At 64.6% G+C, this 23,119-nt stretch carries 22 protein-coding genes, 1 tRNA gene and 2 pseudogenes; 13 read left to right on the forward strand and 12 right to left on the reverse strand.

Annotated features, from left to right (window positions below; translation table 11 throughout):
- Positions 1-307 precede the first annotated feature (307 nt).
- Positions 308-1,399 (forward strand): enolase C-terminal domain-like protein, encoded by a 1,092-nt coding sequence (locus CWO91_RS30715; protein WP_130219001.1) that lies wholly within the window; start codon positions 308-310, stop codon positions 1,397-1,399.
- A 238-nt stretch (positions 1,400-1,637) separates the two neighbouring features.
- Here the strand turns inward: CWO91_RS30715 and ubiV are convergent, their stop codons facing one another.
- From ubiV to ubiT, 3 genes and pseudogenes are all read right to left on the reverse strand, one after another.
- Positions 1,638-2,522: a ubiquinone anaerobic biosynthesis protein UbiV gene (ubiV, locus tag CWO91_RS30720; protein ID WP_165405836.1), complete on the reverse strand. Its 885-nt coding sequence runs from the start codon at positions 2,520-2,522 to the stop codon at positions 1,638-1,640.
- A 54-nt stretch (positions 2,523-2,576) separates the two neighbouring features.
- Positions 2,577-3,554: pseudogene (ubiU, locus tag CWO91_RS30725) on the reverse strand (ubiquinone anaerobic biosynthesis protein UbiU).
- Entirely contained in the window at positions 3,554-4,087 is a 534-nt protein-coding gene (gene ubiT / locus CWO91_RS30730; protein ID WP_130219005.1) for a ubiquinone anaerobic biosynthesis accessory factor UbiT, read from the reverse strand. Before ubiT ends, ubiU begins: the two are co-directional and overlap by 1 nt.
- 99 nt (positions 4,088-4,186) lie before the next feature.
- Between ubiT and CWO91_RS30735 the strand changes: the two are divergent.
- Positions 4,187-5,718 (forward strand): annotated as a pseudogene (locus CWO91_RS30735) (UbiD family decarboxylase).
- Positions 5,715-6,311: a UbiX family flavin prenyltransferase gene (locus tag CWO91_RS30740; RefSeq protein ID WP_130219007.1), complete on the forward strand. Its 597-nt coding sequence runs from the start codon at positions 5,715-5,717 to the stop codon at positions 6,309-6,311. Before CWO91_RS30735 ends, CWO91_RS30740 begins: the two are co-directional and overlap by 4 nt.
- 3 nt (positions 6,312-6,314) lie before the next feature.
- Here the strand turns inward: CWO91_RS30740 and CWO91_RS30745 are convergent, their stop codons facing one another.
- A complete protein-coding gene (locus CWO91_RS30745) occupies positions 6,315-7,742 on the reverse strand; it encodes a sulfatase family protein (RefSeq protein WP_245471435.1) in 1,428 nt (475 codons plus the stop codon).
- Between the two features lie 170 nt (positions 7,743-7,912).
- On the opposite strand from CWO91_RS30745, the gene CWO91_RS30750 reads away from it, so the two are divergent.
- Genes CWO91_RS30750 through CWO91_RS30770 form a run of 5 tightly spaced genes read left to right on the forward strand, consistent with a single transcriptional unit; the run spans position 7,913 to position 12,572 of the window.
- Complete coding sequence (locus tag CWO91_RS30750) at positions 7,913-8,677, forward strand: FadR/GntR family transcriptional regulator (RefSeq protein ID WP_130219009.1); 765 nt, start codon at positions 7,913-7,915, stop codon at positions 8,675-8,677.
- Positions 8,678-8,706: 29 nt separating this feature from the next.
- Complete coding sequence (locus tag CWO91_RS44660; RefSeq protein ID WP_130219011.1) at positions 8,707-10,059, forward strand: ABC transporter substrate-binding protein; 1,353 nt, start codon at positions 8,707-8,709, stop codon at positions 10,057-10,059.
- Entirely contained in the window at positions 10,056-10,952 is an 897-nt protein-coding gene (locus CWO91_RS30760) for a carbohydrate ABC transporter permease (RefSeq protein WP_091892059.1), read from the forward strand. The genes CWO91_RS44660 and CWO91_RS30760 overlap by 4 nt, the downstream gene beginning before the upstream one ends.
- Positions 10,949-11,776, forward strand: a complete 828-nt coding sequence (locus CWO91_RS30765; RefSeq protein ID WP_091892061.1) for a carbohydrate ABC transporter permease — start codon at positions 10,949-10,951, stop codon at positions 11,774-11,776. The genes CWO91_RS30760 and CWO91_RS30765 overlap by 4 nt, the downstream gene beginning before the upstream one ends.
- A gap of 4 nt (positions 11,777-11,780) precedes the next feature.
- Positions 11,781-12,572: a shikimate dehydrogenase family protein gene (locus CWO91_RS30770; RefSeq protein WP_130219013.1), complete on the forward strand. Its 792-nt coding sequence runs from the start codon at positions 11,781-11,783 to the stop codon at positions 12,570-12,572.
- 48 nt (positions 12,573-12,620) lie between these two features.
- Here CWO91_RS30770 and CWO91_RS30775 read toward each other — a convergent pair whose 3' ends face one another.
- The 5 genes from CWO91_RS30775 to cpdR all read right to left on the reverse strand — a co-directional run bounded on the left by CWO91_RS30775 (position 12,621) and on the right by cpdR (position 14,816).
- Complete coding sequence (locus CWO91_RS30775; RefSeq protein WP_130219015.1) at positions 12,621-13,106, reverse strand: L-2-amino-thiazoline-4-carboxylic acid hydrolase; 486 nt, start codon at positions 13,104-13,106, stop codon at positions 12,621-12,623.
- 119 nt (positions 13,107-13,225) lie between these two features.
- A complete protein-coding gene (locus CWO91_RS30780; protein WP_130219017.1) occupies positions 13,226-13,762 on the reverse strand; it encodes a DUF488 domain-containing protein in 537 nt (178 codons plus the stop codon).
- A gap of 23 nt (positions 13,763-13,785) precedes the next feature.
- Positions 13,786-14,013, reverse strand: a complete 228-nt coding sequence (locus CWO91_RS30785) for a DUF2945 domain-containing protein (protein ID WP_130219019.1) — start codon at positions 14,011-14,013, stop codon at positions 13,786-13,788.
- Between the two features lie 294 nt (positions 14,014-14,307).
- Positions 14,308-14,382: transfer RNA gene (locus CWO91_RS30790), tRNA-Val, on the reverse strand.
- Between the two features lie 74 nt (positions 14,383-14,456).
- Positions 14,457-14,816, reverse strand: a complete 360-nt coding sequence (gene cpdR, locus CWO91_RS30795; protein ID WP_007597092.1) for a cell cycle two-component system response regulator CpdR — start codon at positions 14,814-14,816, stop codon at positions 14,457-14,459.
- A gap of 331 nt (positions 14,817-15,147) precedes the next feature.
- Between cpdR and CWO91_RS30800 the strand changes: the two genes are divergently transcribed.
- A complete protein-coding gene (locus tag CWO91_RS30800; RefSeq protein WP_130219021.1) occupies positions 15,148-16,038 on the forward strand; it encodes an N-formylglutamate amidohydrolase in 891 nt (296 codons plus the stop codon).
- Positions 16,039-16,325: 287 nt separating this feature from the next.
- Here CWO91_RS30800 and CWO91_RS30805 read toward each other — a convergent pair whose 3' ends face one another.
- A complete protein-coding gene (locus CWO91_RS30805; RefSeq protein ID WP_130219022.1) occupies positions 16,326-16,592 on the reverse strand; it encodes a hypothetical protein in 267 nt (88 codons plus the stop codon).
- On the opposite strand from CWO91_RS30805, the gene hisN reads away from it, so the two are divergent.
- Together hisN and CWO91_RS30815 are read left to right on the forward strand one after the other, a co-directional pair.
- The gene (gene hisN / locus CWO91_RS30810) at positions 16,564-17,346 is read left to right on the forward strand and encodes a histidinol-phosphatase (RefSeq protein ID WP_130219024.1); all 783 of its coding nucleotides are present in this window, start codon (positions 16,564-16,566) and stop codon (positions 17,344-17,346) included. The genes CWO91_RS30805 and hisN overlap by 29 nt on opposite strands.
- A 21-nt stretch (positions 17,347-17,367) precedes the next feature.
- Positions 17,368-18,357: a Bug family tripartite tricarboxylate transporter substrate binding protein gene (locus CWO91_RS30815; RefSeq protein ID WP_130219026.1), complete on the forward strand. Its 990-nt coding sequence runs from the start codon at positions 17,368-17,370 to the stop codon at positions 18,355-18,357.
- Positions 18,358-18,420: 63 nt separating this feature from the next.
- Here CWO91_RS30815 and CWO91_RS30820 read toward each other — a convergent pair whose 3' ends face one another.
- Positions 18,421-19,311: a LysR substrate-binding domain-containing protein gene (locus CWO91_RS30820; RefSeq protein ID WP_130219028.1), complete on the reverse strand. Its 891-nt coding sequence runs from the start codon at positions 19,309-19,311 to the stop codon at positions 18,421-18,423.
- A 174-nt stretch (positions 19,312-19,485) separates the two neighbouring features.
- On the opposite strand from CWO91_RS30820, the gene CWO91_RS30825 reads away from it, so the two are divergent.
- Entirely contained in the window at positions 19,486-20,238 is a 753-nt protein-coding gene (locus CWO91_RS30825; protein WP_130219030.1) for a sulfite exporter TauE/SafE family protein, read from the forward strand.
- A gap of 63 nt (positions 20,239-20,301) precedes the next feature.
- Here the strand turns inward: CWO91_RS30825 and CWO91_RS30830 are convergent, their stop codons facing one another.
- Positions 20,302-20,934 (reverse strand): LysE family translocator, encoded by a 633-nt coding sequence (locus CWO91_RS30830; protein ID WP_130219032.1) that lies wholly within the window; start codon positions 20,932-20,934, stop codon positions 20,302-20,304.
- A gap of 211 nt (positions 20,935-21,145) precedes the next feature.
- On the opposite strand from CWO91_RS30830, the gene CWO91_RS30835 reads away from it, so the two are divergent.
- Entirely contained in the window at positions 21,146-22,942 is a 1,797-nt protein-coding gene (locus CWO91_RS30835) for an adenylate/guanylate cyclase domain-containing protein (protein WP_165405837.1), read from the forward strand.
- The last annotated feature ends 177 nt before the right edge of the window (positions 22,943-23,119 follow it).

The raw sequence follows: 23,119 nt of genomic DNA on the forward strand, positions 1-23,119 counted from the left end.
CTCTTTCCGCTTGGGGATCGTCCCGTTGAGGAGACACCCTCTCCCCAGCCCTCTCCCGCAAGCGGGAGAGGGAGCAGACCTTTCTCGCGACCACAACGAGGGCTCAATCAGGCAACGCTGATCGACCTCACGCCGGCTTGAGCGAGGCCAGCGCGCTTTCCAGCAGCGATCGGACCCGCGCTGGATCACCGGACTTCATCCGCGGGGCGCAACCCCATTCCATGGCGGTCGCAGCAAGCGGCTTTTCGTTTGATCACGGATGCTTAAGATCGGCGCCGACCTGCATCCGCTCCGCCGGGAGAGACCCATGACCGAGACCATCCGAATCAAGCGCTTCCAGGCGCGGCCCGTGATCGTGCCGATGAACCTGCCGCTCCAGACCTCGACCGGGGCGGTCGCCAAGGCGCCGCTGGTGCTGATCGACTGCGAGACCGACCAGGGCGTACGCGGGCACGCCTATCTGTTCTCGATCACGCCGTCTGCCTTGACGCCGCTGAAAGCCATGGTCACGGAAATGTCGGAGCTCGTCGCCGGCGACGAGCTGCTACCGTTCGAGATCGAGCGCAAGCTGACCCAGCGCTTCACGCTGCTGGGCCTCGCCGGACTGCAACGGCTGGCGCAATCCGGCATCGACATGGCGGCATGGGACGCACTCGCTCGTGCACGCGGCCTGCCGCTGGCGCGCCTGCTCGGCGGCGCGCCGAAGCCGGTCAGGGCCTACAATTCGAAGGGGCTCGGCATCATGCCCGCGGGCGCCGCGATCGAGGAAGCACACAAGCTGCTGGCCGAGGGTTTTCGGGCGGCAAAGATCCGCGTCGGCCGCCCCGATGCGCGGGAGGATCTCGCCGTCGTGCGCGCGGTGCGCAAGGCCGTCGGCGATCAGGTCACGCTGATGTGCGACTACAATCAGGCGCTGACGGTCACGGAAGCCATCCGCCGCGGCGAGATGCTCGATGACGAAGGCCTCACCTGGATCGAGGAGCCGATCCGCCACGACGACTATGAGGGCAACGCCCGCATTGCGGACGCGCTGCACACGCCGGTGCAGATCGGCGAGAACTTTGACAGCGCCTTCGCGATGCAGGCGGCACTCTCCGCGGAAGCCTGCGACTACGTGATGCCTGACGTCCAGCGCATCGGCGGCGTTACCGGCTGGTTGCGCGCCGCGGCGCTGGCGCATGCCGCCGGCATCGAGATGTCGACGCATCTCTTCTCGGAGGTCAGCGCGCATCTCTTGTGCGTGACGCCGACCGCGCATTGGCTGGAATATGTCGACTGGGCCGACGCGGTGCTGTCGACGCGGCTAGAGATCAAGGACGGTTTTGCGTTACCGAGCGAGGAGCCCGGCAACGGGATTGCGTGGGACGAGGCGGCGGTCGCCAAATATCTCGTCACATGATCGTCTACCGCCACCTCACCGGCGTCGTCCTCGCGAAAGCCCATTACCCCAGGGAGTAGTTTGGCGAAGACCTGCTGCTCGGTACTGCGAGCGCTCACAATCGAGGGATCACGCGGTATGGGTCCTGGCCTTCGCCAGGACGACCCTGGGGAGATGTGCGCGCAACTATTCATCGCCGTGGTAGGCGCGGTAAAGGGCAGGCCCGCGTAAGCGGACCTTGACCTTGCGGGACGCGACGTCACGCGAAGGAAAAGCCCGGCTTGCCGCGAAGAAAGCCGTTGGCAAAGGCGACGCCCGGGTAAAGATCGGTCAAGCAGCGGCTTGCGCTTTCGGCTGACTTGCGTCCGTCGAGCACATCGCGAAAGGTTCGGGCAACGTCCACCATGTCACAATCCTGCGGCGACAGGCGCAGCGAGCTGATTCCGGCCTCGCGCAACGCAGCAACGTCTCCGACGAGATTGGTGCAGGCATGCGACAGGGTCTGGACACCGTTGATCGTGAGGAACTCCTGCTGGTCCAGCGTCTTCAACGCGAGCCCGTCCGGGTCCTTTTCGCAGACGAAGCGGCAATTGTCCTTGGACAGCTTGTGAAGCCGCGCATGGTAGCAACGGGCGGAGATCGCCAGCGGCACCCGGCCGAAGGCGAAGATTTCGATCACTGCCTGGGGCACCGCCGCGGCAATCACCGCCGCTGACGAGATCGGCAATTCCGGCGGCAGGCAGATGCGCGCTGCGCCTTGCCGGACGTGAAAGGCCGCGCTGGTCTCGTTGTAGATGTTGACGTAGGGCCCGATCGCATGCGGCCGGCCTTTGATCGAGCGGAGGCAGGTCAAGTCGTTCATCTCGACCAATGCGCCGTCAGCCGCACAGAGCTCCTCGGTCTGACGCCGTTCGCGCCGCAGCGACACCAGGATCAGCGAACTCAGCAGAACCTGCTTGCCGGCACGCTGGAGCCGTTCGATCACGTCAGGCAGATGCTCCGCGAAGAACGGCGAGCGTTTCGAGCATACGACCTCGCCTACGGACACGACATCGACGGGCGCCTCGTCGGCCATCCGGAAGTAGAAATCGCGCCAGCGTTCCGGCGCCCAATTGTAGAGGACCGGGCCGAGACTCAGCTGCATCGGTGCTTCTCTCATTGATGGCCGCCTGCCATCGGTTGCAATCATCGCCATCAATCATCGCCATGTCTTGCGATAGGCGCCGAGCGTAGAGGCCTGGCCTTCAGTGAACGGCCGCAGGCTCACGATGTCGGCTTCGCGCCCCTGCTCGATTGTATCGAGTGCGCGGCGGAAGTGGCGGACCACGCTCTCGATATAGGCCCGTCCGCGCTGACGCCCCTCGATCTTCAAGGCGGCAACGCCGGCGCTTCGCAATCCCCCGAGCAGCGTCGTGGCATCGAGGCTGACCGGGTCTTCGAAGATGTAGCCGTCGCCATGCACGGTCGAGAAGCGCCCCTTGCAGAGGGTCGGATAGCCCGCGGCCTACTGCGGGGCGAAGCGGTTGATGGTGAAGCCGCCAAGCCGGGACGTCGTTCCCTGCGCGGTCTCCTCATAGGCCACGTGGCTCGCCGGTGAGCAGACGCCCTGCATGTTCGGCGATTTGCCGGTCGCATAGGACGACAGCGAGCAGCGCCCTTCGGCCATCACGCAAAGGCCGCCGAACACGAACACTTCGGTCTCGCACGTCGTCTCGCGGGTGATTTCGGCGATCTCCGCAACGCTGAGCACGCGTGGCAGCACGACGCGGCGCGCCCCGAACGTCTCGACATAGAACGCGATGGCATCGGGATTTGCGGCGGCGGCCTGCACCGAAACATGAAGGCGCTGACCCGGATGACGCTTGGCGACGTAATCCATGAGCCCGATGTCGGCGACGATCAGCGCGTCGGCTCCGGCATCGACGGCATCGTCCACGGCGCGCTGCCAGAGCGTCACGGACGACGCCCGCGGAAAGGTATTGATGGCGACCAGGATGCGCGCGCCGCGTCCATGCGCGAACGCTATTCCCTTGCGCAGCTCGTCGCGGCTGAAGTTCAGCCCCGGAAAATTGCGCGCGTTGGTCTCGTCGTTGAAGCCGCAATAGACGGCGTCAGCCCCCGCATCGATGGCGCTCCGCAGCGCGGCCGGCGTGCCGGCGGGACAGATCAGCTCCATCACCTCTGCTCCTGCGGCGAGCCGGTCAGCCTGTCCCGCGCGGCCTCGAACGAACGCCTCACCGGCTCGCCCAACGGACCGAACAGGGACGCCAGCTCCGCGGCGAGATCGAGCCGCGCATCGTCGATGGCATTGCGCAAGGCCAGCACCGCCTCCATGTCGCCTTCGATTCCGAGCTGGCGCGAAAACATCAGCGCATCGCCATCGACCCTGCCCTCGACCAAAGCAAGCAGGTTGGCGAGCGAGGCGGAGACATAGGCATCCAGGTCTTGCGGCAGCTCGCGCACCACTGACAGAAGCGGCGGCGTGGCCTCGACGATGAAAGCGAACGGCAGATCGACCGGCCTGATCCCGAACCGCGCACGGCGATGTGGTCCGAGCCGGTCGAGCAGTCCGGGATTGCGCCTCAATATCCGCGACAGGAAGCTACGAAGCGCGAATTGCAGCGGCAGCAGCGGCAAGGGACGTATTGCCAGAGCGAGAAGCGGCGGGATTGTCGGCAACGAACCGGACGCGACGGACGAATGACTCATTCCGTCATTTGATCCGATTGCGCGCAAATGTATTTGAGCGAGAACAATGAAGGTCGAAATCACGCCGGCTAGCTTCTGCTTTTTCAGGAGACCGTTCGCTTGCAACGTGACGTCCCGCGCTTCGGCGAACTATCCGACTTCCTGCACTTCCTCGAAGGCAAGGGACAGCTGCGACGCATTCGCGAACCGGTCTCCGTGGTCCATGAGATCACCGAGATCCACCGGCGCGTGATCGGCGAGCACGGCCCTGCACTATTGTTCGAACGCCCGCTCAGGGCCGATGGCGTTCCCTCCGAGATGCCGCTACTGACCAATCTGTTCGGCACGGTGGAGCGGACCGCGTGGGGCATGGGCATCACGCCGGATCGGCTCGAAGAACTCGGCGTCTTGCTGGCCGAGTTGCGCGCACCGCGTCCTCCGCATGGCGTCCGGGATGCCTGGCGCAAGCTGCCGCTGGCCCGCGCCGCCCTTGCCACGCGGCCACGATCGCGCCCCGCGGCGCCGGTGCAGGATCGCGTGGCGATGGGCGAGGACATTGATCTAATGAAACTGCCGGCGCAGATCTGCTGGCCGGGCGAGCCTGCACCCTTGATCACCTGGCCGCTGGTCATCACCGCGCCGCCGGAATCGCCCGTCGCGGACCAGGAAGAGAATGTCGGCGTCTACCGCATGCAGATCCTCGGTCGCGACCGCGCGATCATCCGCTGGCTCGCCCATCGCGGCGGCGCCCGGCATCACCAGCAATGGAAGGCACTGGGGCGCGACATGCCGGTCGCGATCGTCATCGGAGCCGACCCTGCGACGATCCTCGCCGCCGTGCTGCCGCTGCCCGAGACGATATCCGAGCTGCGCTTCGCAGGTATCCTGCGCGGCGAGCGGCCCGAGCTGACGCCGTGCCTGACGATTCCTCTCGCGGTCCCCTCCGCGGCCGAGATCGTCATCGAGGGCCTCGTCTCGGCAACCGAGACGGCCGCCGAGGGTCCCTATGGCGATCACACCGGCTACTACAATTCGGTCGAGGCCTTTCCCGTGCTTCGGGTCACCGCCATCACGTCGCGCCGACAGCCGATCTATCTCTCGACCTTCACCGGCCGCGCGCCGGACGAGCCGTCCCGGATCGGCGAAGCATTGAACCGGCTGTTCGTGCCGTTGATCCGGCAGCAATTCCCCGAGGTGGCCGACTGCTGGCTGCCGCCCGAGGCCTGCTCCTACCGGGTCGCGATTGCTTCCATCAGGAAGCGCTATCCCGGCCAGGCACGACGGCTGATGCTGGGCTTGTGGTCGATGCTGCCGCAGTTCAGCTACACCAAGCTGTTGATCGTGGTCGACGACGATATCGACATCCGCGACTGGCGCGCCGTGATGTGGGCGGTCGCGACCCGCAGCGACAGCTCGCGCGACCTCGTCACGCTCTCGGACACGCCGATCGACTATCTCGATTTCGCCTCGCCGAAATCCGGCCTCGGCGGCAAGCTCGGAATCGATGCCACCACCAAGATTCCGCCCGAGACGGAGCGGGCCTGGGGCGCGCCCTGATGATGGATCCAGTCGTGATCGCCAGGGTCGACGCGATGTGGCCGGCGCTCGGTTTCGGCGCAAAGGCTGGACCTCAACTGCGCGAGACCGCATGAGCGCGCGGCATGGCGTGGTGGTCGGCATCAGCGGCGCTTCGGGCGCGGCCATCGGCGCGCGCATCGTCGAGCGGCTGGCGGAGAATCCGCGCTGTGCGGTGCATCTCGTGATCTCACCGGCGGCCGAGCGCACGCTCACCGAAGAAGCCGGTGCCGGCGCGCTGCCCCGGCTGCGCACCCTCGCCTTCCGCGACCATGATCCTGCCGACATCGGCGCCAGCATCGCCAGCGGCTCGTTTCCGGTCAGCGGCATGATCGTGGCGCCGGGCTCGATCCGCACGCTGTCGGCCATTGCCTGGGGACATCTGGACAATCTCCTCGTGCGTGCGGCCGACGTGCAGCTCAAGGAGCGGCGGCGTCTGGTGCTCCTGGTCCGCGAAAGCCCGCTGCATCTCGGACATCTCCGCGCGATGCTCCAGGCGACCGAGATCGGCGCAATCATTGCGCCACCGCTGCCCGCCTTCTATCTGAAGCCGCAGTCGATGGCCGACATCGTCGACCAGATTGCCTGCCGCGCGATCAACCTGCTGGGCCTGCCCGACGTGTCGGCGCCGGCGTTGAGATGGCTGGGCCGTAACGCCGACGATTCATAGGCATCAGCGTGCGGCCGCGTTCAGATCCATCGTCTCGAGCAGGCTGTTCTGCCGCCAGTCGATGAAGGCATCCTTCAGACGGCTGATGATTCCGGCGTGCTCGGGCATGCCGAAGAGATTGTGCCGTTCGAGCCGATCGGTCGCGAGATCGAACAGCTGCCCGTCCTCGGCGCCGTGAATGAACACGACCTTCCACCTGTCGTCGCGCACCATGGTGATCAGCCTTGCGCCGGTCATGGCGACGTCGCCGGCCTGCTCGCTGAACACGAAGCCACGGCCGGCCCACTCCTCGCCCTTCAGCGCCGGAAGCAGGCTGCGGGCCTGGAACGGCTTTGGATGCTGCGCGCCGGCGAGATCCAGAATGGTCGGGGCGAGATCGAACAGCTGGCACTTCCCGGCAATGCGGCGCCCGCCGGTGAACCGTCCCGGTGACCAGACCAGCAGCGGGATGCGGGTGACGGGCTCGTACATCGACCACTTCTGACTGAGGCCGTGCTCGCCGAGATTGTCGCCGTGGTCCGACATGAAGACGACGACGCAATTGTCGAGATAGCCCCTGTCTTCCAGTGTTTGCAGGAGACGGCCGATCTGCTCGTCGATCATGGTGACGTTGGCATAATAATGCGCGCGCAGGCGCCGCATCTCGTCGTGCGTCGGCGCGAGCTTCCATGACACCGCGTCATGGTCGACTTCGGTGTCGTGGCGACGCTTCTCCTTCAGATAGGCCGGCAGCCCCTCGATCTCGGCCTCGGTCGGCTGCGGCACCGGAAGGTCGTTGCGCGCGAGGTAATGTTCCAGATAATCGGGCAGCGGATCATAGGGCGGGTGCGGTCCGGGCAGGCCGATCTGCATGAACAGCGCCTCGGGCTTGGGTCGGGTCTTGAGCCACCACATCGCGGTCTCCGCGACGAAGATGTCCGGATGCAGCGATTTCGGCATCTCCCAGGTGAACGCGCCCATGCGGTCGCCATAGTCCGGCAGGCTGCGGTAGCCGGCACGCGACGGCTTTGTCAGCTTGTGGGCGGCAAAGGCCTTGTCGAGCTCGTCGGCGAACCAGCGGCCCTCGAAGAAGCGATCCTTGTTCTCGACGACGAAACGCTCGTGGAAGCCGGCCTTCGCATCGTAGGGGATCGTGTGCATCTTGCCGACATTGACGCAGTGATAGCCGGCCTCCGCCAGATTGGTGACCCACGTCTTCTGCCAGTGCTGCCCGTTCTTCAGCACGCCAGAGGCGTGCGGATAGAGGCCGGAAAACAGCGCCGCGCGCGAGGGAACGCAGCTCGGCGCGTTGATGAAGCAATTGTCGAAATAGACGCCCTCACGCACCAGCCGATCGAGATTCGGCGTCTTCATATAGGGGTGGCCGGTCGCCGCGATCGTGTCGAAGCGTTGCTGATCGGTCATGACCAGGACGATGTGGGGCTTTGTCACGATGGTTTTGTCCCGCGCGGCGTTGATCTGGGAGAAGATATGTCTGACATAATAATTCTTGTCAAACCTGTCGCCATGGGATTATCTTGCATGTGACGGCCGGCGTTCTGTCGCCGCGTCGTCCGCATCAGAAATAAATCAGACATTTAACTTCTCGGAACCGGTTTCTCGTGGCCAAGACCGACAGCAGCGATAATCCGCAGGCGAGCGCCCAGGTGGCCCGCGAGGTGGCGCGACTGATCCTGACCGGGGTGTGGCGCGAGGGCACGATCTTGCCGCGCGAGGTCGAGCTGGCCTCGCGCTTCCATGTCAGCCGCGCCTCGATCCGCGAATCGCTGTCGCTGCTGAAGGCGAAGGGATTGATCGCCTCGAAGCAGAAGGCCGGCACGCATGTCCGCGCGCGCTTCGACTGGAACATGCTCGACGAAGAGCTGCTGAACTGGACGCTGTCGGCGCTGCCGACGCAGGAGTTCGCCAAGCAGATCATGGAGGTCCGCAGGATCGTCGAGCCCGAAGCCTGTGCGATCTGCGCGATGCGCGGCACGGATGAGGATTTTGCCCGGATCGAACGCGCCTATCGCGGCATGGACGCTGCCGGCATGGACCGGCGCGCCTATGCCGAGCCCGACTTGCAGTTTCACCGCGGCATCCTGATCGCCACGGGCAACGACTTTCTGATCGCCTTCGGCGCGACGGTCGCAGCAGCCTTGCGGATGTCGTTCAACCTGTCGACGACCAATCCGGGCGCACCGCGGAAAAGCCTGCCCTATCATCGCGCGGTGCTTGACGAGATCTGGGCGCGCAATCCGGACGGCGCGCGCCAGGCCATGCACAGGCTGATGGATCTCACCGAACAGAACATCGTCTCGGCCTTGTCGCGCCAGCGAAAGAAGGACGCCGAGGACGAGAACGCCCGCACCAGACGGGCGCGTTGAAACCGGCAAACAATAATTGGGAGGACGTCATGAAGAATGCATCGCGCGGAGGCTCGCTCACCCGCCGTAAACTCTTGCAGGCCAGCGCAGCGACCGCGGCGCTGGCGGCATTTCCCGCGCCGCTGATCGCGCAGACGAAACCGTTTGCCGGCGTCACGCTGCACGGCGCCTCGTTCCAGCACCGCTTCTTCACGCTGCTGCAGAAATACATCCCCGAGTTCGAGGAGCGAACCGGGATGAAGGTCGATCTCCAGCTCTCGGCCTTCCCGGTCTACAACCAACAGGCCAATCTCGAACTGTCCTCCGGCGGTTCGGCCTATGATTTCGTCAACGTCACCTTCATCCTCGCCGCGCGCTGGGTCGCGGCGGGATTGCTGGCCAATCTCGACGAGTTCACCGGCGATGCCAATCTGACCCCGGCCGAATGGAATCCCAAGGACTTCGTCGAAGGCGCGCAGGTGCCCTACCGCGACGCCAAGGGCGCGACCTACGGCTATTCCTGGGAAGGCGGCGCGATGCTGATGGGGCTGTCGCGCATGGACCTGATGGAGAAGAAGGGGCTGAAGATTCCGAAGACGTTCGCCGAGCTCCAGCAGGTCTGCGCCGAAATTAGCGGCACTGACGGGGTCAGCGGCATCACCTCGTTCCAGCTGCATCACTGGAATCTGCCGCCCTACATCCAGGGCTTCGGCGGCAACATCTTCCGCAAGCCGCCCTCCGACATCATGCCGGCGTTGAACACGCCCGAGACCATCCAGGGCATCGAGTTCTATGCGAGCCTCCTGAAGAGCGCGCCGAAGGGCGTGCTGACCTATACCGAGGACCAGGCGCGGCAGTCGGTGCTCACGGGACGCGCCAACATCTTCATCCATTCCAGCGCCTGGGTGACGCCGATCCTGCTGTCCGAGGAGAGCAAGGTGAGGGAGACCTCGCGCGTGGTGCGGATGCCCGCGGGACCCGTGCATGACCATCCCGCCTCCAACAGCCAGGGGCTCGGCATTCCCAAGAACGCCAAGAACAAGAAGGCGGCGTGGGAATTCATCAAATGGGCGCTCTCCCCCGATATCTCGATGCGGCTCGTCAAGGAGCACGGCCATTCCTCGGTCTGCCGGCGCTCCATCATCACCAGCGAAGCTTATCGCAAGCTCAACACCGTCAACGGCCAGGATCTGGGTGCGCTGTATCTGGAAGTGCTGGAGCTGCCGGCCAAGGGCGAGAACTACATGGCCTATCGTACCGTCAAGGAGTTCCCGATCGTCGGCGACGTGCTCAACAAGGCGTTCGAGCAGGTCGCAACCGGCCAGCTGCCCGCGAAGGACGCGATGAACGCCGCGCAGGACCAGGCGATCGCCGCGCTCCGCCGTGCCGGGACGCAGCTTTGAGCGAGAGTGGAATTGACGCGGAGCGCCGCAGCTTCATCGCCTGCGCGCTTACGCCGAGCCTGATCGTGCTGTTTGCGGTCGCCGTGCTTCCGGCGATCTATCTCGTCGTGACCAGCCTGACGCCGTTCCAGTTGACGGCGCCAGGCTCGGCCACCGATTTCAGCGTGCCGCTGCGCAATTACGGCCTGCTGCCCGGCGATCCCCGCTTCGTTAATTCGCTCTGGGTGCAGGCAAAACTGTCGTGCTGGGGTGTGCTGTTCCAGGTCCTGCTCGGCATGCTGCTCGCGCTGCTCCTCAACGTGCCGTCGCGCTTCGTCGAATTTGCCCGCACCTTCTTCCTGATCCCGATGGTGCTGCCGCCGATCGTCGTCGCGGTGATCTGGAAGCTGATTTACACGCCCGACATCAGCCCGCTTTATTACGCCGCGCAGCTCCTCAATTTCACCATGCCGGCGCTGACCTCCAGCGTCGATTTCGCGCTGACCGCCATCATCATCGCCGACACCTGGGAATGGTTGCCTTTCACCTTCCTGATGGTGCTGGCAGCGCTCCAGACCATTCCCGACGAATATTCGGAGGCCGCCCTGGTCGACGGCGCCAGCAAGCTTCAGATCTTCTGGTACGTCACCCTGCCCTTCATCACGCCGATCCTCGTCATCTCCGGCATGTTCCGCCTGATCGACAGCGTGAAGGCGTTTCCGCTGATCTTCCTGCTGACCAGCGGCGGTCCGGGCACGGTCACGGAAGTCACGAACTACTATGCGTATCTCCTTGCCTTCGACACCAACGAGATCGGCTATTCCAGCGCGGTCACGGTCGTGATGCTGCTGCTCGTCGCCGGCATCAGCCTTGCCCTGGTCTGGATGGGGCGCCGGCGGGAGGCGATGGCATGAGCCACCATTCCGGACGCCGCGCGACGCCTGGGCGGCTGGTCGCGATCACCATGACGCTGCTCGTCCTGCTCTCGCCGTTTCTGTGGCTGCTGCAGATGAGCTTCAAGTCCAACGACCAGATCCTGCAATTCCCGCCGCCGCTGATCTTCACGCCGACGCTGGAAAACTACATCTCGCTCTGGCACAGCGCGTTCTCGGCCTCCTTCGTCAACAGCCTCTTGAGCGCCTCGCTCTCGACCGCGCTCGCACTGCTGTTCGGCGTGCCCGCGGCCTACGCGCTGTCGCGCTGGGCCGGGCGCGGCAAGCATGCGCTCTCCTTTGCGATCCTGGTGACGCGCATGGCGCCGCCGATCGCCTTCACCATTCCCTTCTTCCTGTTCTATCGTTGGATCGGGCTGCTCGACACCATCACCGGCCTGGTGCTGGTCTACACCAGCTTCAACCTGCCCCTGGTGATCTGGATGATGCAGCCGTTCTTCGACACCATACCGGTTTCGCTGGAGGAAGCCGCCCTCGTCGACGGCGCGCGGACACGCACGGTGTTCACAAAAATCGTGCTGCCGATGGTGACGCCCGGCATCGCCGCGACCGCGATCCTCTGCTTCCTCTACGCCTGGAACGATTTCTTCTTCGCGCTGATCCTGACCCGGACCAATGCACGCACCGCGCCGGTCGCCGTCGTCAACTTCATGAACTACGAAGGCTGGGAATGGGGCAAGATCGCCGCCGGCGGCTCGCTGGTGATGGCGCCGGTGCTGATCTTCTCGCTCGCAGTGCGCCGTTATCTCGTCTCCGGGCTGACCGCCGGCGCGGTCAAGGGATGACGCCATGAAGCTTCCGACCGGCGCCTCGCGCGGCGTCTTCATCTTCGCCCATCCCGCCGGCCATGTCGGTGCGCCCAGATACTACACGCCTTATTTCGAGGAGCGGGGCCTCGACTGGCACATGGTGCCGATGGATGTGCACCCGGACGATCTCGCCACGACAATCCGCACGCTGGCGAAATCGCCGAGCACCGCCGGCTTCAACCTGACCATGCCGCACAAGCCGGCGGCGTTCGAACTCTGCGACGAGGTGGGACCTGCCGCGAAATTCGAGGGTGTGGTCAACACGATCCGGATCGAAGCGGACGGAAAGCTGGTCGGGGAGTCCTTTGATGGCGGCGGTTTTCTGAACGCCGCACGCGAGGCCAACATTTTCGATCCCGCGCGCCGCGCTGTCGTGATCGGCGCGGGCGGCGCCGGCCGCGCGATCTGCCACGCACTCGCCGCCGCGGGCTTGAAGCGCCTGCGCATCCTCAACGAGGTGCCCGGCCCTGTCGCGGCGCTCGCGGCAAAGCTGAGCGGGCATTTCCCCGATCTCGATATCAGCCTCGAGCAGCGCTTCGACGATGCCGGCCTCTGCGTCAACGCCACATCGCTCGGCCTGCACGCGCGCGACGCGCTGCCGGTGGACCCGTCGAACCTGCCGGGGGATTGCGCGGTATTCGACATCATCGCCGCCCGGCGCACCGAATTCATGGAGGCCTGCGCGAGCCGCGGCCTGAAGGTCGTCGACGGCGTCACGATGATCAGGCATCAGCTCCCGCTGCAGACGGCGTTCTGGCGGCTTGGACGGTAAGTCAGCTCCCGATCGCGACGCAACCGAGGTCGGAAGCGGCAAACGCTCTCATGATGATCCGCCCGGATCGCGCCGGTAGCGGAAATCGCAATGAGGTGCGCCTTGCATGATGGTTTGCGTGCGCGTGAGCTTGATGTCGGGGCCATACCCTTCCGCGCTGGCAAAGTCGGCGGTGCAGATCAGGAGGAAGCCGAGCTCGGGCTCGCCCAGCGCCTTGTAGAACTCGGCATAAGCGCATCGCTTCACGTCGAATGCGAAGACGTCCTTCGACTGCTCGATGACGTCATAGGCGAGCGCATCGTCGCGGGCATAGGTCTTGAAGGCGGACGCGACCGCCTGGCCGAGGTCAGCCTCGTTCTCGTTCAGGTTCTTGGCTTTCCAGAATTCCTCGCCGTAGCCGCGATAGAGATCGCCGAGCGCCTTGCGCACCAGCGCGTTGGCGCGTGCCTCGCCGAGTTCGGCTTGGAGCGCCCTGACCAGCGGCACCAGCACCTGCGCCTGGATTTTTGCCTGTTCGATGACGGATATGCTCATGGCAAACTCACGTCGCGGATCAAGAGGAGCGTAGATCCCATGGGTGACGAGTAGCGACAACCAACTCACCTAGAGGATCTACGGACTACGGCAAGCATAGCCGCCATAGCAACGATTGGCTAACTTTCCGCAGGATAAGCCAAGCGGCCGTCAGCGATGACGCGTGCCGCCGGATTCATCTCGGCCTGTTTGACCTGCCCTGGTCCCAGAATGTGAAACACGGTCTCGCCGGCGGCGAGCAGATAGTCGGTGATGATGCGGCGGTGACATCGCCACCACAATGTTTCCGCGCACATGATGGCGCAGCGCTGCGTCTGCCCGAGATCGCGCAAATGAGCGAGACCTTCGTGAAAGGCCGCGCTCATGGCGTGGTCGGCATAATTGTGGAAGCTGCCGTTCTGCCAGAAGGCATTGGTCTCGCGCGGCACCTCGCGCTTGCGGCTGCGCAGGCCGCCGAGCGAGGCGATATGCTCGTAGCCGATCGAAACGGCCGCGAGCGACTGCGGCAGCGTATCGCGATTATACTGCGGGTTGGTGCGCGAGCGGGGCACGGTGCGAACGTCGGCCAGATATGTGATCGAGCTGCCCTGCAACAACTCGATGAATTCCTCGATCGAACGCGTGGCATGTCCGATGGTGAAGAAGGGATGAGCCATGGGATGCCTTGCTCACCTCACGTTCAACTCCGCAACAATCGCAGCGCCTTTCCCTTGTGCAGGGCGACGTGGTCGGTCTTGTCGCTCTTGATCTCGTATTGCGGATCGTCCGGCGTGGCGTGGTGGACGTATCCCTTGTAGTCGACGTCCTCCGTGTGCACGCGCAGGATATGGCCGCGCACGCGGCCGGCCTCGGAATTCCAGCTGACGTGGTCGCCGCGCTTGAAGGTTTTTGTGAAGGACTTCGGCATGGCGGAACAATGCCGAGGGCGTCTCGGCGTTCCAGGATACTGAGCAAGGTCGCACCAGTCCGTCGACGCTCTTCGAGCTACGCCGGACACGCTTCGCGTTGGTTGAATCGTGGCTTGCCGAGCCATAGCTCGCGGCGGCAGCCCGCCCGCGCCCTTTGGGCTTCGGCGTGGCATCCTTCTCTCGCTTCGCGAGCGAAGGTCTTGGCTTGCCTAGCCGTAGCTCGCGGATACAGGCCCGCCTGCGCCCCTTTGGGCTTCGGCGTGGCATCCTTCTCTCGCTTCGCGAGCGAAGGATGGTGGGCACGACAGGGATCGAACCTGTGACCCCTACCATGTCAAGGTAGTGCTCTCCCGCTGAGCTACGTGCCCTAGAGGTCGTCTAGATCGGGTGGGGTCCCTATAACGGCTCAGGGGTGCCGGCGCAAGGACGGAAGGGGGCCGATTCAGGCCGCCAGCATCTTGTTCACTTCGCTGACCAATTCGCGCAGATGGACGGGCTTGGACAGCACCTTGGCGTTCTTGGGGGCGTCCGAATCCGAGTTCAGGGCCACCGCGGCGAAGCCGGTGATGAACATGATCTTGATGTCGGGGTCGAGTTCCGAGGCGCGGCGGGCGAGTTCGATACCGTCCATCTCCGGCATCACGATGTCGGTCAGCAGCATCTCGAACGGCTCTTCCCGCAACCGCTGATAGGCGGCCATGCCGTTGTCATGGGACGAGACCTGAAAACCGGCGTTTTCCAGCGCCTTGACCAGGAAGCGGCGCATGTCGTTGTCGTCTTCGGCGAGCAGGATCTTTGGCATGGCAGGAAACGTCGAATCCCCAGAGGATATCAGCAGAGGTCACTAAGCCCGACAGAGGGTAAATTTGGGGTGAAAATCTTAACCCTGAGACGGCTGCTGCTGCCGGCCCTTTGTGAACCTGAACGCAGCTCGAATCAATCGAGCCGCGCACGGAGATCCCCACCTCGCTGCCCGCAGGGTTAAGACGTGTTCCAGTACCAATTACATCTTTTCGCTTGGCAGAATGGTTGCGATTCCGGACAATGACGTCACATAAGAGCCGCTCGATCGGCCGAATCAATGCGATCTGGACCATGCCAGATCCCGGCGCGAAGGGACGAAGCCTGAGAAGATGACCCGGTTTGACGGCGAGACGTCGCCAGCCTTCGAGATCGTGGAGCCCGCGCAATGGCGTGCCCCGGTCATCTTCAACTCGCCCCATTCCGGCTCGACCTATCCGGACGAATTCCTCAGCGCATCCAGGATCGACCTGCCGACGCTGCGGCGGTCCGAAGATTCCTTCATGGACGAGCTGATCGGCCATTTGAGCGATCGCGGCTTTCCGACCGTGCGGGTCAACTTTCCCCGCTCCTATGTCGACGTCAACCGCGAGCCCTATGAGCTCGATCCCCGCATGTTCACCGGCCGCCTGCCGAGCTTTGCCAACACCCGCTCGATGCGGGTCGCCGGCGGTCTCGGCACCATTCCGCGCGTGGTCGGTGACGGACAGGAAATCTATCGCGACCGCATCCTGGTCGACGACGCGCTGGGGCGGATCGAGATGCTGTACAAGCCCTACCACCGCGCGCTGCGTCGGCTGATCAACAAGGTGCACCAGCTGTTCGGCACCGTGGTGCTGGTCGACTGCCACTCGATGCCCTCGGTCGGCGTCAGCAGAGACGAGCCGCGCCGGCCCGATATCGTGATCGGCGACCGCTACGGCACGAGCTGCACACCGCTGCTTCCCGACCGCGTCGAGGAAACCATGACGGGCCTCGGCTATTCGATCGGCCGCAACAAGCCCTATGCCGGCGGCTTCATCACCGAGCATTACGGCAACCCCGCGAGCGGCCTGCACGCGGTGCAGCTCGAGCTCAATCGCGCGATCTACATGGACGAACGGCGGCGCGAGCGCGGTCCGCGCTTTGCGCAAGTCGCAAACGACTTTGGCATCCTCGCCGACGTGCTGGCGAGCACGATCCCGTTCGGCGATCTCGGCTCGTTCCAGGCCGCAGCGGAATAGCCGCGTCTTTCTCTCGAACGACAGTACCGCGAGCCAACGGCGCGAACGCGTTTTCGCTTCGCAAGTTTGCGCGCCCTGAAATGAAAACAGAGGCCCAAAGAAAAAAGGGCCGCTTCTGATGAAGAAGCGGCCCAAGTCTAGGGAGGAAACGCCCAAGGAGGGCAGCGGTAACGCCAAGCGCTACCGCACCGCAACAATATGCGACCGCGCCGCACAAAGTGCAAGGGCTTTTCAGTCATTTCCCATGCATTACGACATGGCTCAATTGCTTCCATGGAAACCCAGATTCAGTTTCTTTGATAAGGAAATTCAATGGGTTGATAGATGTTTGCATACAAACGAGGCATGGTCGGAACTAAGTTTTCAACGCTGTGATCGATATTTGGCCAGGAGATGACTGAGATGAGGCAGCCGGTTGCGGCATTCAAAATACCAGGGAGCAAATCAAGACAGCGCTGCAAGATTCTGCGGATTTGAGCTAGGCAGAAGCGAGCTTCATCCGACTTTCGCTTTTGAGGACACGCCGTGACGGTGATCGACTTCTCCGCCTTCATCGGACGGCTCGCCACCGCCTCCGGCGAAACCATCCTGCCGTTCTTCCGCACCTCGCTGTCGGTCGACGACAAGAGCAAGACCAAGGATTTCGATCCCGTGACGGAGGCCGACCGCGCCGCGGAGGCAGTGATGCGGCGGCTGATCAAGGCCAGCTTCCCCCAGCACGGCATCGTCGGCGAGGAGTTCGGCAATGAGCGCGACGACGCTGACTATGTCTGGGTGCTCGATCCCATCGACGGCACCAAATCCTTCATCGGCGGGTTTCCGATCTGGGGCACCCTGATCGCGCTGCTGCACAAGGGCGCGCCGGTGTTCGGCATGATGCACCAGCCCTTCATCGGCGAACGCTTCTCCGGCGACAATGGCTCGGCCAATTACAAGGGCCCCTCCGGCGAACGCCGGCTCCAGGTCCGGCGCTGCGCCTCGCTGTCGGAAGCCACGACCTACACCACAAGCCCGCTGCTGATGAACGAGAGCGACCGCGCCATCTTTGGTCGCATCGAGCAGGGCGCGCGGCTGTCGCGGTATGGCGGCGACTGCTACTCCTATTGCATGCTCGCCGCCGGCCATGTCGACCTCGTGGTCGAGACCGAGCTGAAGCCTTACGACATCGCGGCGCTGATCCCGATCGTGACCGGCGCCGGCGGCGTCGTCACCACCTGGGAAGGCAAGCCGGCCCAGGCGGGCGGCCGCATCATCGCGGCCGGCGACCCCAGGGTTCACGAAGAAGCACTCAAGCTTTTGAACCAATAATGACGCGAGCGGAGGGCTTGCATGACCGTCTCACGCAGGCTGCTCGTTGAATTGTTCTTGGGATTGTTCTTGGGATTGTTCCTGCTGCTGCCGTCATTGGCATCAGCGCAGAATTTTCCGGCCAAGCCGATCAAGCTGATCGTGCCGTTCCCGGCCGGCGGGCCCAACGACATCATCGCGCGAGTGATCGGCCAGCGCATGTCCGAGCTGTCAGGACAGCCGGTGGTGATCGACAATCGCGGCGGCCAGGGCGGCGTGCTCGGCACTGACGCTGTCTCCAAGGCCGCGCCCGACGGCTACACCATCGCGATCTCCTCAGCTGGCGCGCTCGCGATCAGCCCGAGCATGGAGAAGGTGGCCTATGACACGCTGACCGACCTCACGCCGGTGACGCTGGTTGCGACCGTGCCGGAAATGCTCGTGGTCGCGACCAACGTCCCCGCAAAGGATATCGGCGAGCTGATTGCGCTCGCCAAGGCGCAGCCGGGAAAGCTCAACTTCGCCTCCTCCGGCCCCGGCAGCCTGCCGCATCTCGCCGGCGAATTGCTCAAGCTGACGGCGAAGATCGACATCGTGCACGTGCCCTATCGCGGTGCTGCGCCCGCGGTGAATGATCTGTTGGGCCAGCAGGTCCAGCTGACGTTCCTCGATCTCCCCGTGCTGTTGCCGCAGGTCAAGGCCGGCGCGTTGCGGCCGATCGCGGTCGGCTCGGCCGAGCGTGCACCGACCGCGCCGGAGGTGCCGACCACCGCGGAAGCGGGCCTGCCGCAGCTGCGCATCGAGAACTGGTACGGCATGGTCGCGCCGAAGGGCACGCCGAAGGAGATCATCGCCGCGCTGCATGGCCTGGCAACGAAGGCGATGGCAGATCCGGCGGTGAAGGAGAAGCTCGCCGCCCAAGGCGCGACGCTGATCGGCGATGAGCCCGAGCATTTTCGCAGCTTGATCGCCGACGAGACCAAGAAGTGGGCGAAGGTGATCAAGGACGCCGGGATCGAGACGGCGAAGTAGCGCCGGTTTCCACCTCTCCCGCAAGCAAGCGCACCATCGCTGCGGAGCACCTTAAGTGCCCCTTCACATCGCCGCCGCCCTTAAATGCTCCACCAGCATCTTGGCCGGCCTTGGCAGCGTCTTGAAGCTGCGCGCGCAGATCACGAGCTTCCGGTTGGCGAAGGCATCGCGCAGGCGGACCATGGCGAGCGGCATCGTCTTGGCGCAGCGGCGGGCGGCGGCTTCGGGCACGAGCGCCACGCCGACATCGGCGGCGACCATCTGGCAGATCGCGTCGAAATCGCGTAAGCGCGCGCGGAAATGTGGGCGCATGCCGAGCCGCGCCGCATGTTTCGAGATGTGCATCTGGAGTGCGGTGGCGCTGGTCAGGCCGACGAAGTCGCAGGCCCCCGCCTCCTGAAAGTCGATCTGGCGACGGCCGGCGAACGGGCCGCGGCGCGACGTCACCAGCGTCAACCGATCCTCGCTGAAGCGGAAGCGCTCGATATGCTCGGGCAGCGCGTGCTCGGCGGCAAAGCCGAGATCGGCAGCGCCCGCGGTGATCGCCGCCGCGATGTCGGTGCTCTCACGCTCCTCGATGTCGATGGCGACGTCGCGATGCTCGCGCAGGAAGCCGGCCAGTGCCTTCGGCAGGTGTTCCGAGAGCCCTGAGGTGTTGGCGAGGAAATGCACGCTGGCGCGCACGCCGCTGGCAAAGCCGGCGAGATCGCCGCGCATGGCGTCGATCTGGTGGATGACGAGGCGCGCGTGATCGAGCAGGCTCTCGCCGGCCGCGGTCAATTCGACGCCGCGGCGGCCGCGCTTGAGCAACGCGACGCCGAGCGCGTCCTCGAGCCCCTTGATGCGCGCACTGGCCGAGGCCAGCGCCAGGTGCGAGCGCTCCGCGCCGCGGGTGATGCTGCGCTGGTCGGCGACCGCGATGAAGAGCTGGAGGTCGATGAGATCGAAGCGCATGACGGGTTTCTCTCAACCTTATTGTTTGAGCATGATCTTGTCGGAAAACCGCTGCGCACTTTGCGCTAACGCGGCCCTCCGGGTCCGGATCATGCTCTAGCCTTCGTTCTGAACGAAGGCTGTCTCCGTAACCTCCAGATTGTGCCGGCGCACGGCTTCGGTCAATGTGCAGATATGATCGACCCGCTCCTCTTTGTCATCGCCGCCGTCTTCCTGGTCGCCGGATTCGTCAAGGGCGTGGTCGGACTCGGCCTGCCGACCGTGTCCATCGGCCTGCTCGCGGTGAGCATGGCGCCCAGCCGCGCGATCGCCATCGTGATCGTGCCCGCCATCGTCACCAACATCTGGCAGACCTTCGTTGGCCCTCACTTGCGCGACATCGTGAGGCGGCTGTGGCCGCTGATGATCGGCACCGTGATCGGATGCTGGCTCAATGCCGGCGCGCTGACCGGCCCCCATGCGCGCTACGGCACGATCGTGCTCGGCGCCCTGCTCGTCATCTACGCCGTGATCGGCTTGAACAAATTCCACTTCCGCGTCGCGCCTGAGAACGAGAAATGGGTCGGCGGCGTGGTCGGTGTCGTCACCGGCGTGATCTCGGCCTCGACAGGCGTGCAGGTGATCCCCTCGATGCCCTTCATGCAGGCGATCGGCATGGAGAAGGACGAGCTGGTGCAGGCGCTCGGCGTATTCTTCACGACGGCGACGCTGGCGCTCGCCTTCAACCTGACCGCCGGCGGATTGCTGACGCCAGCCAATGCCGTGCCGGGCGCCGTCGGCCTCGCCATGGCCTTTGCCGGCATGTTCATCGGCCAGTCAGTGCGGGCGCGGATGCCGGCGGAAACGTTCCGCCGCTGGTTCCTGATCGCGATGATTTTGCTCGGTCTTTATCTTGCCGGCAGCGCGCTGCTGAAGGAAATCGCCTGAAGGCTCAGGAAATCGATATAGGCTGTGACACTCAGTTCACCTCTCCCGTAGGGAGAGGTGCGCTCACCGCGTCTCCAGCATGGCGACGCGGATGCCGAGATAGATGAAGAGGCCGCCGAGCGCGCGGTTGACCCAGGCGATCACGCCCTCGGAGCGCCGCAAGCGATGGGCGGCTCTGGCCGCGAACGCCGCCAGCACCAGGCACCACAGCGTGCCCGTCGAGATGAAGATCAGGCCGAGCGTCAGGAAGGCGAGCGGTTTATGCGGCGCATCGGCTGCGACGAATTGCGGCAGGAAGGCCAGGAAGAACAGCGCGACCTTGGGATTGAGTGCGTTGGTGAAGACACCCTGGAGGAACACCCGCCGCAGCGAGTTCCGCACGGGTTCGTCGATGGCCGAGGCCAGCGCCGGGCGCGACCACAGCATCTGGAGTCCTGTGACGACGAGATAGGCCGCGCCGACCAGCTTCAGGATCGAAAACGCGGTCGATGAGGCCATCAGCAGGGCCGAAAGGCCGATCGCAGCGGCCGTGACGTGGAAAAAGCAGCCGCAACTGATGCCGAACGCAGCGGCGGCCCCGCCCCGCCAGCCCGTCTGCATGCTGCGTCCGATCACATAGACGGTATCAGGGCCCGGCGTGATGTTGAGCAGCACGCCCGACAGGATGAAGAGCCAGATTTCGTGAATGCCCAGCATGTGAGGTCCCCGCGTCGGCCTAGGGGCGGCATATTCGGTTCGCCCGTCCCCGTCCACTGCCGCAATTGCGTGGGATTTACCTCGAATTTGCAATGCGGATCATACTTTCGCGCCGCCTTATCTGCTCTATAAAGGCAGGGTTCTTGAAATGCGGGATTCGAGGCGACTGCCACGCCGTGGCCGGTCGCAGATCCGTTGGAGCTCCTGGGATATGGAAAGACGTCTGGCCGCCATCGTCTGCGCCGATGTCGCCGGCTATTCGCGCATGATGGGCAGCGACGAGGCCGGCACCCATGCCGCCTTCAAGGCCCATCGCAGCGCGATCCACCCCATCATCCTCAATCATGGCGGCCGCGTCGTGAAGAACACCGGCGACGGCTTCCTGCTCGAGTTTGCCTCGATCGTCGGCGCCACTGAAGCCGCGATGGCGATGCAGACGCTGATGGCGGAGCGCAACCGGCATCTGCCGGCCGACCGCGCCATGCAGTTCCGGCTCGGCATCCACATGGGCGACGTCATCGCCGACGAGGACGAAGTGTTCGGTGACGATGTCAACATTGCCGTCCGCCTGGAATCGGTGGCGAGCCCGGGCGGCTTCGCCATCTCGGCCAAGGCCCATCGCGAGGCGAGCAAGCATCTCAGCGTGCCGCTCACCGATGCCGGCAACCATCGCTTCAAGAACATCAAGGATGCGGTCGGGGTCTGGACCTGGACGCCCGAGGGCGCGCCGGCGCTCGCGCCCGAGCTGAGGGAGACGTCCGCCCTCTCGCAGCAGTACCGCACCGCGATCGTCGGCGTGCTGCCCTTCGCCAATCTCAGCGATGCCCAGGACGAATATTTCTCCGACGGCCTCACCGAGGATTTGATCCACGCGCTGTCGCTGCAATCCTTCTATCGCGTGCTGAGCCGCAACTCGACCTTCGCCTTCAAGGGCAGGAACACGAGCACTCGGCTGATCGCGCGCGAGATCGACGCCACCTACCTGATCCAGGGCTCGGTGCGGCGCGCCGGCGCCAAGATCCGCGTCACCGCCGAGCTGATCGCGCCGGAGACCGGCGAGCAGCTCTGGACCGGCCGCTACGACCGCGACATCGGTGACCTGTTCGCGATGCAGGACGAGATCACCACCAACCTGTCCGCCGCCATCGCCACCGAGATCGTCCGCGCCGAGGCCTCGGCGCCGGCGCGGCTCTCGACTGACGTGAGCGCCTGGGACCGCTTCCTCAAGGGGCTGTCGCACTACTACCGGCAGACCAAGGAGGACCTGACTGCCGCCGTCGAGCTGTTCCGCGAGGCCATCCGGCTCGATCCCAAGCTGTCGATCGCGCACGCCTATCTCGCCACGATCCAGATCCAGAGCATCCAGTTCGGCTGGGTCAAGGGCACGCGGGAGATGTGGGCCGAGGCGATGAACCTCGCCGAGACCAGCGTCCGGCTCGACCCGCGCTCCTCATTCGCGTTCTCGATCCTGTCCTGGGCCCATGCGATGGAAGGGCATTACGAGGCCGCGATGGACGCCGCCAAACGCGCGGTCGCGCTCAACCCCTACGACAACGGCGCGCGTGGCGTGCTCGGCATCTGCCATTTCGTCATCGGCGAGCACCGCGAGGCGATCGAGCTGTTCTCGATGGCGGCGCAGCGCGACAACAGCGACCCGCGCTACCAATGGGCGGCGCTGAACGCCTTCAGTCACTACCTGTTGCGCCAATATGACGCGACCCTCTCATGGGCCCGCGAGCAGCTCTACATCAACCCGAACCACATGCAGGCGCTGGCGATTCGCGCCGCGGCATTGGCCCAAATGGGACGAAGCGGCGAGGCGAGCGAGGCCGTCGGCGTGCTGATGGGGAATTATCCAACCCTGAACGTCGACAGGCACTTGCGCAACTTCCACTGGAAGCGGCCCGAGGACATCGCCCATTACCGCGAGGGGCTGCTGAAGGCCGGCGTGCCGCTCGGCAAGCTGACCCTGGTGCAGAGCGGCGTCAAACGCGCAGCCGAGTCCTGACGGACCGGCCGCGGTCCCGCCCTTCGCGGCAAGCTGCTCGCGCCCGCTGTTGTTGACAGGACAGTGAAATCAGCCACACTTCACCACACGCTGAAGTAGTATAATCTGCTGTCGGTTTGTTAGGACTTTCCGCGCTTGATCGGCGCGTCTTTTTTTGCGATTCGCTGTTTTCAGGAT

The sequence above is a fragment of the Bradyrhizobium genosp. SA-3 genome, assembly GCF_004212635.1.
Taxonomy (GTDB): Bacteria; Pseudomonadota; Alphaproteobacteria; order Rhizobiales; family Xanthobacteraceae; genus Bradyrhizobium.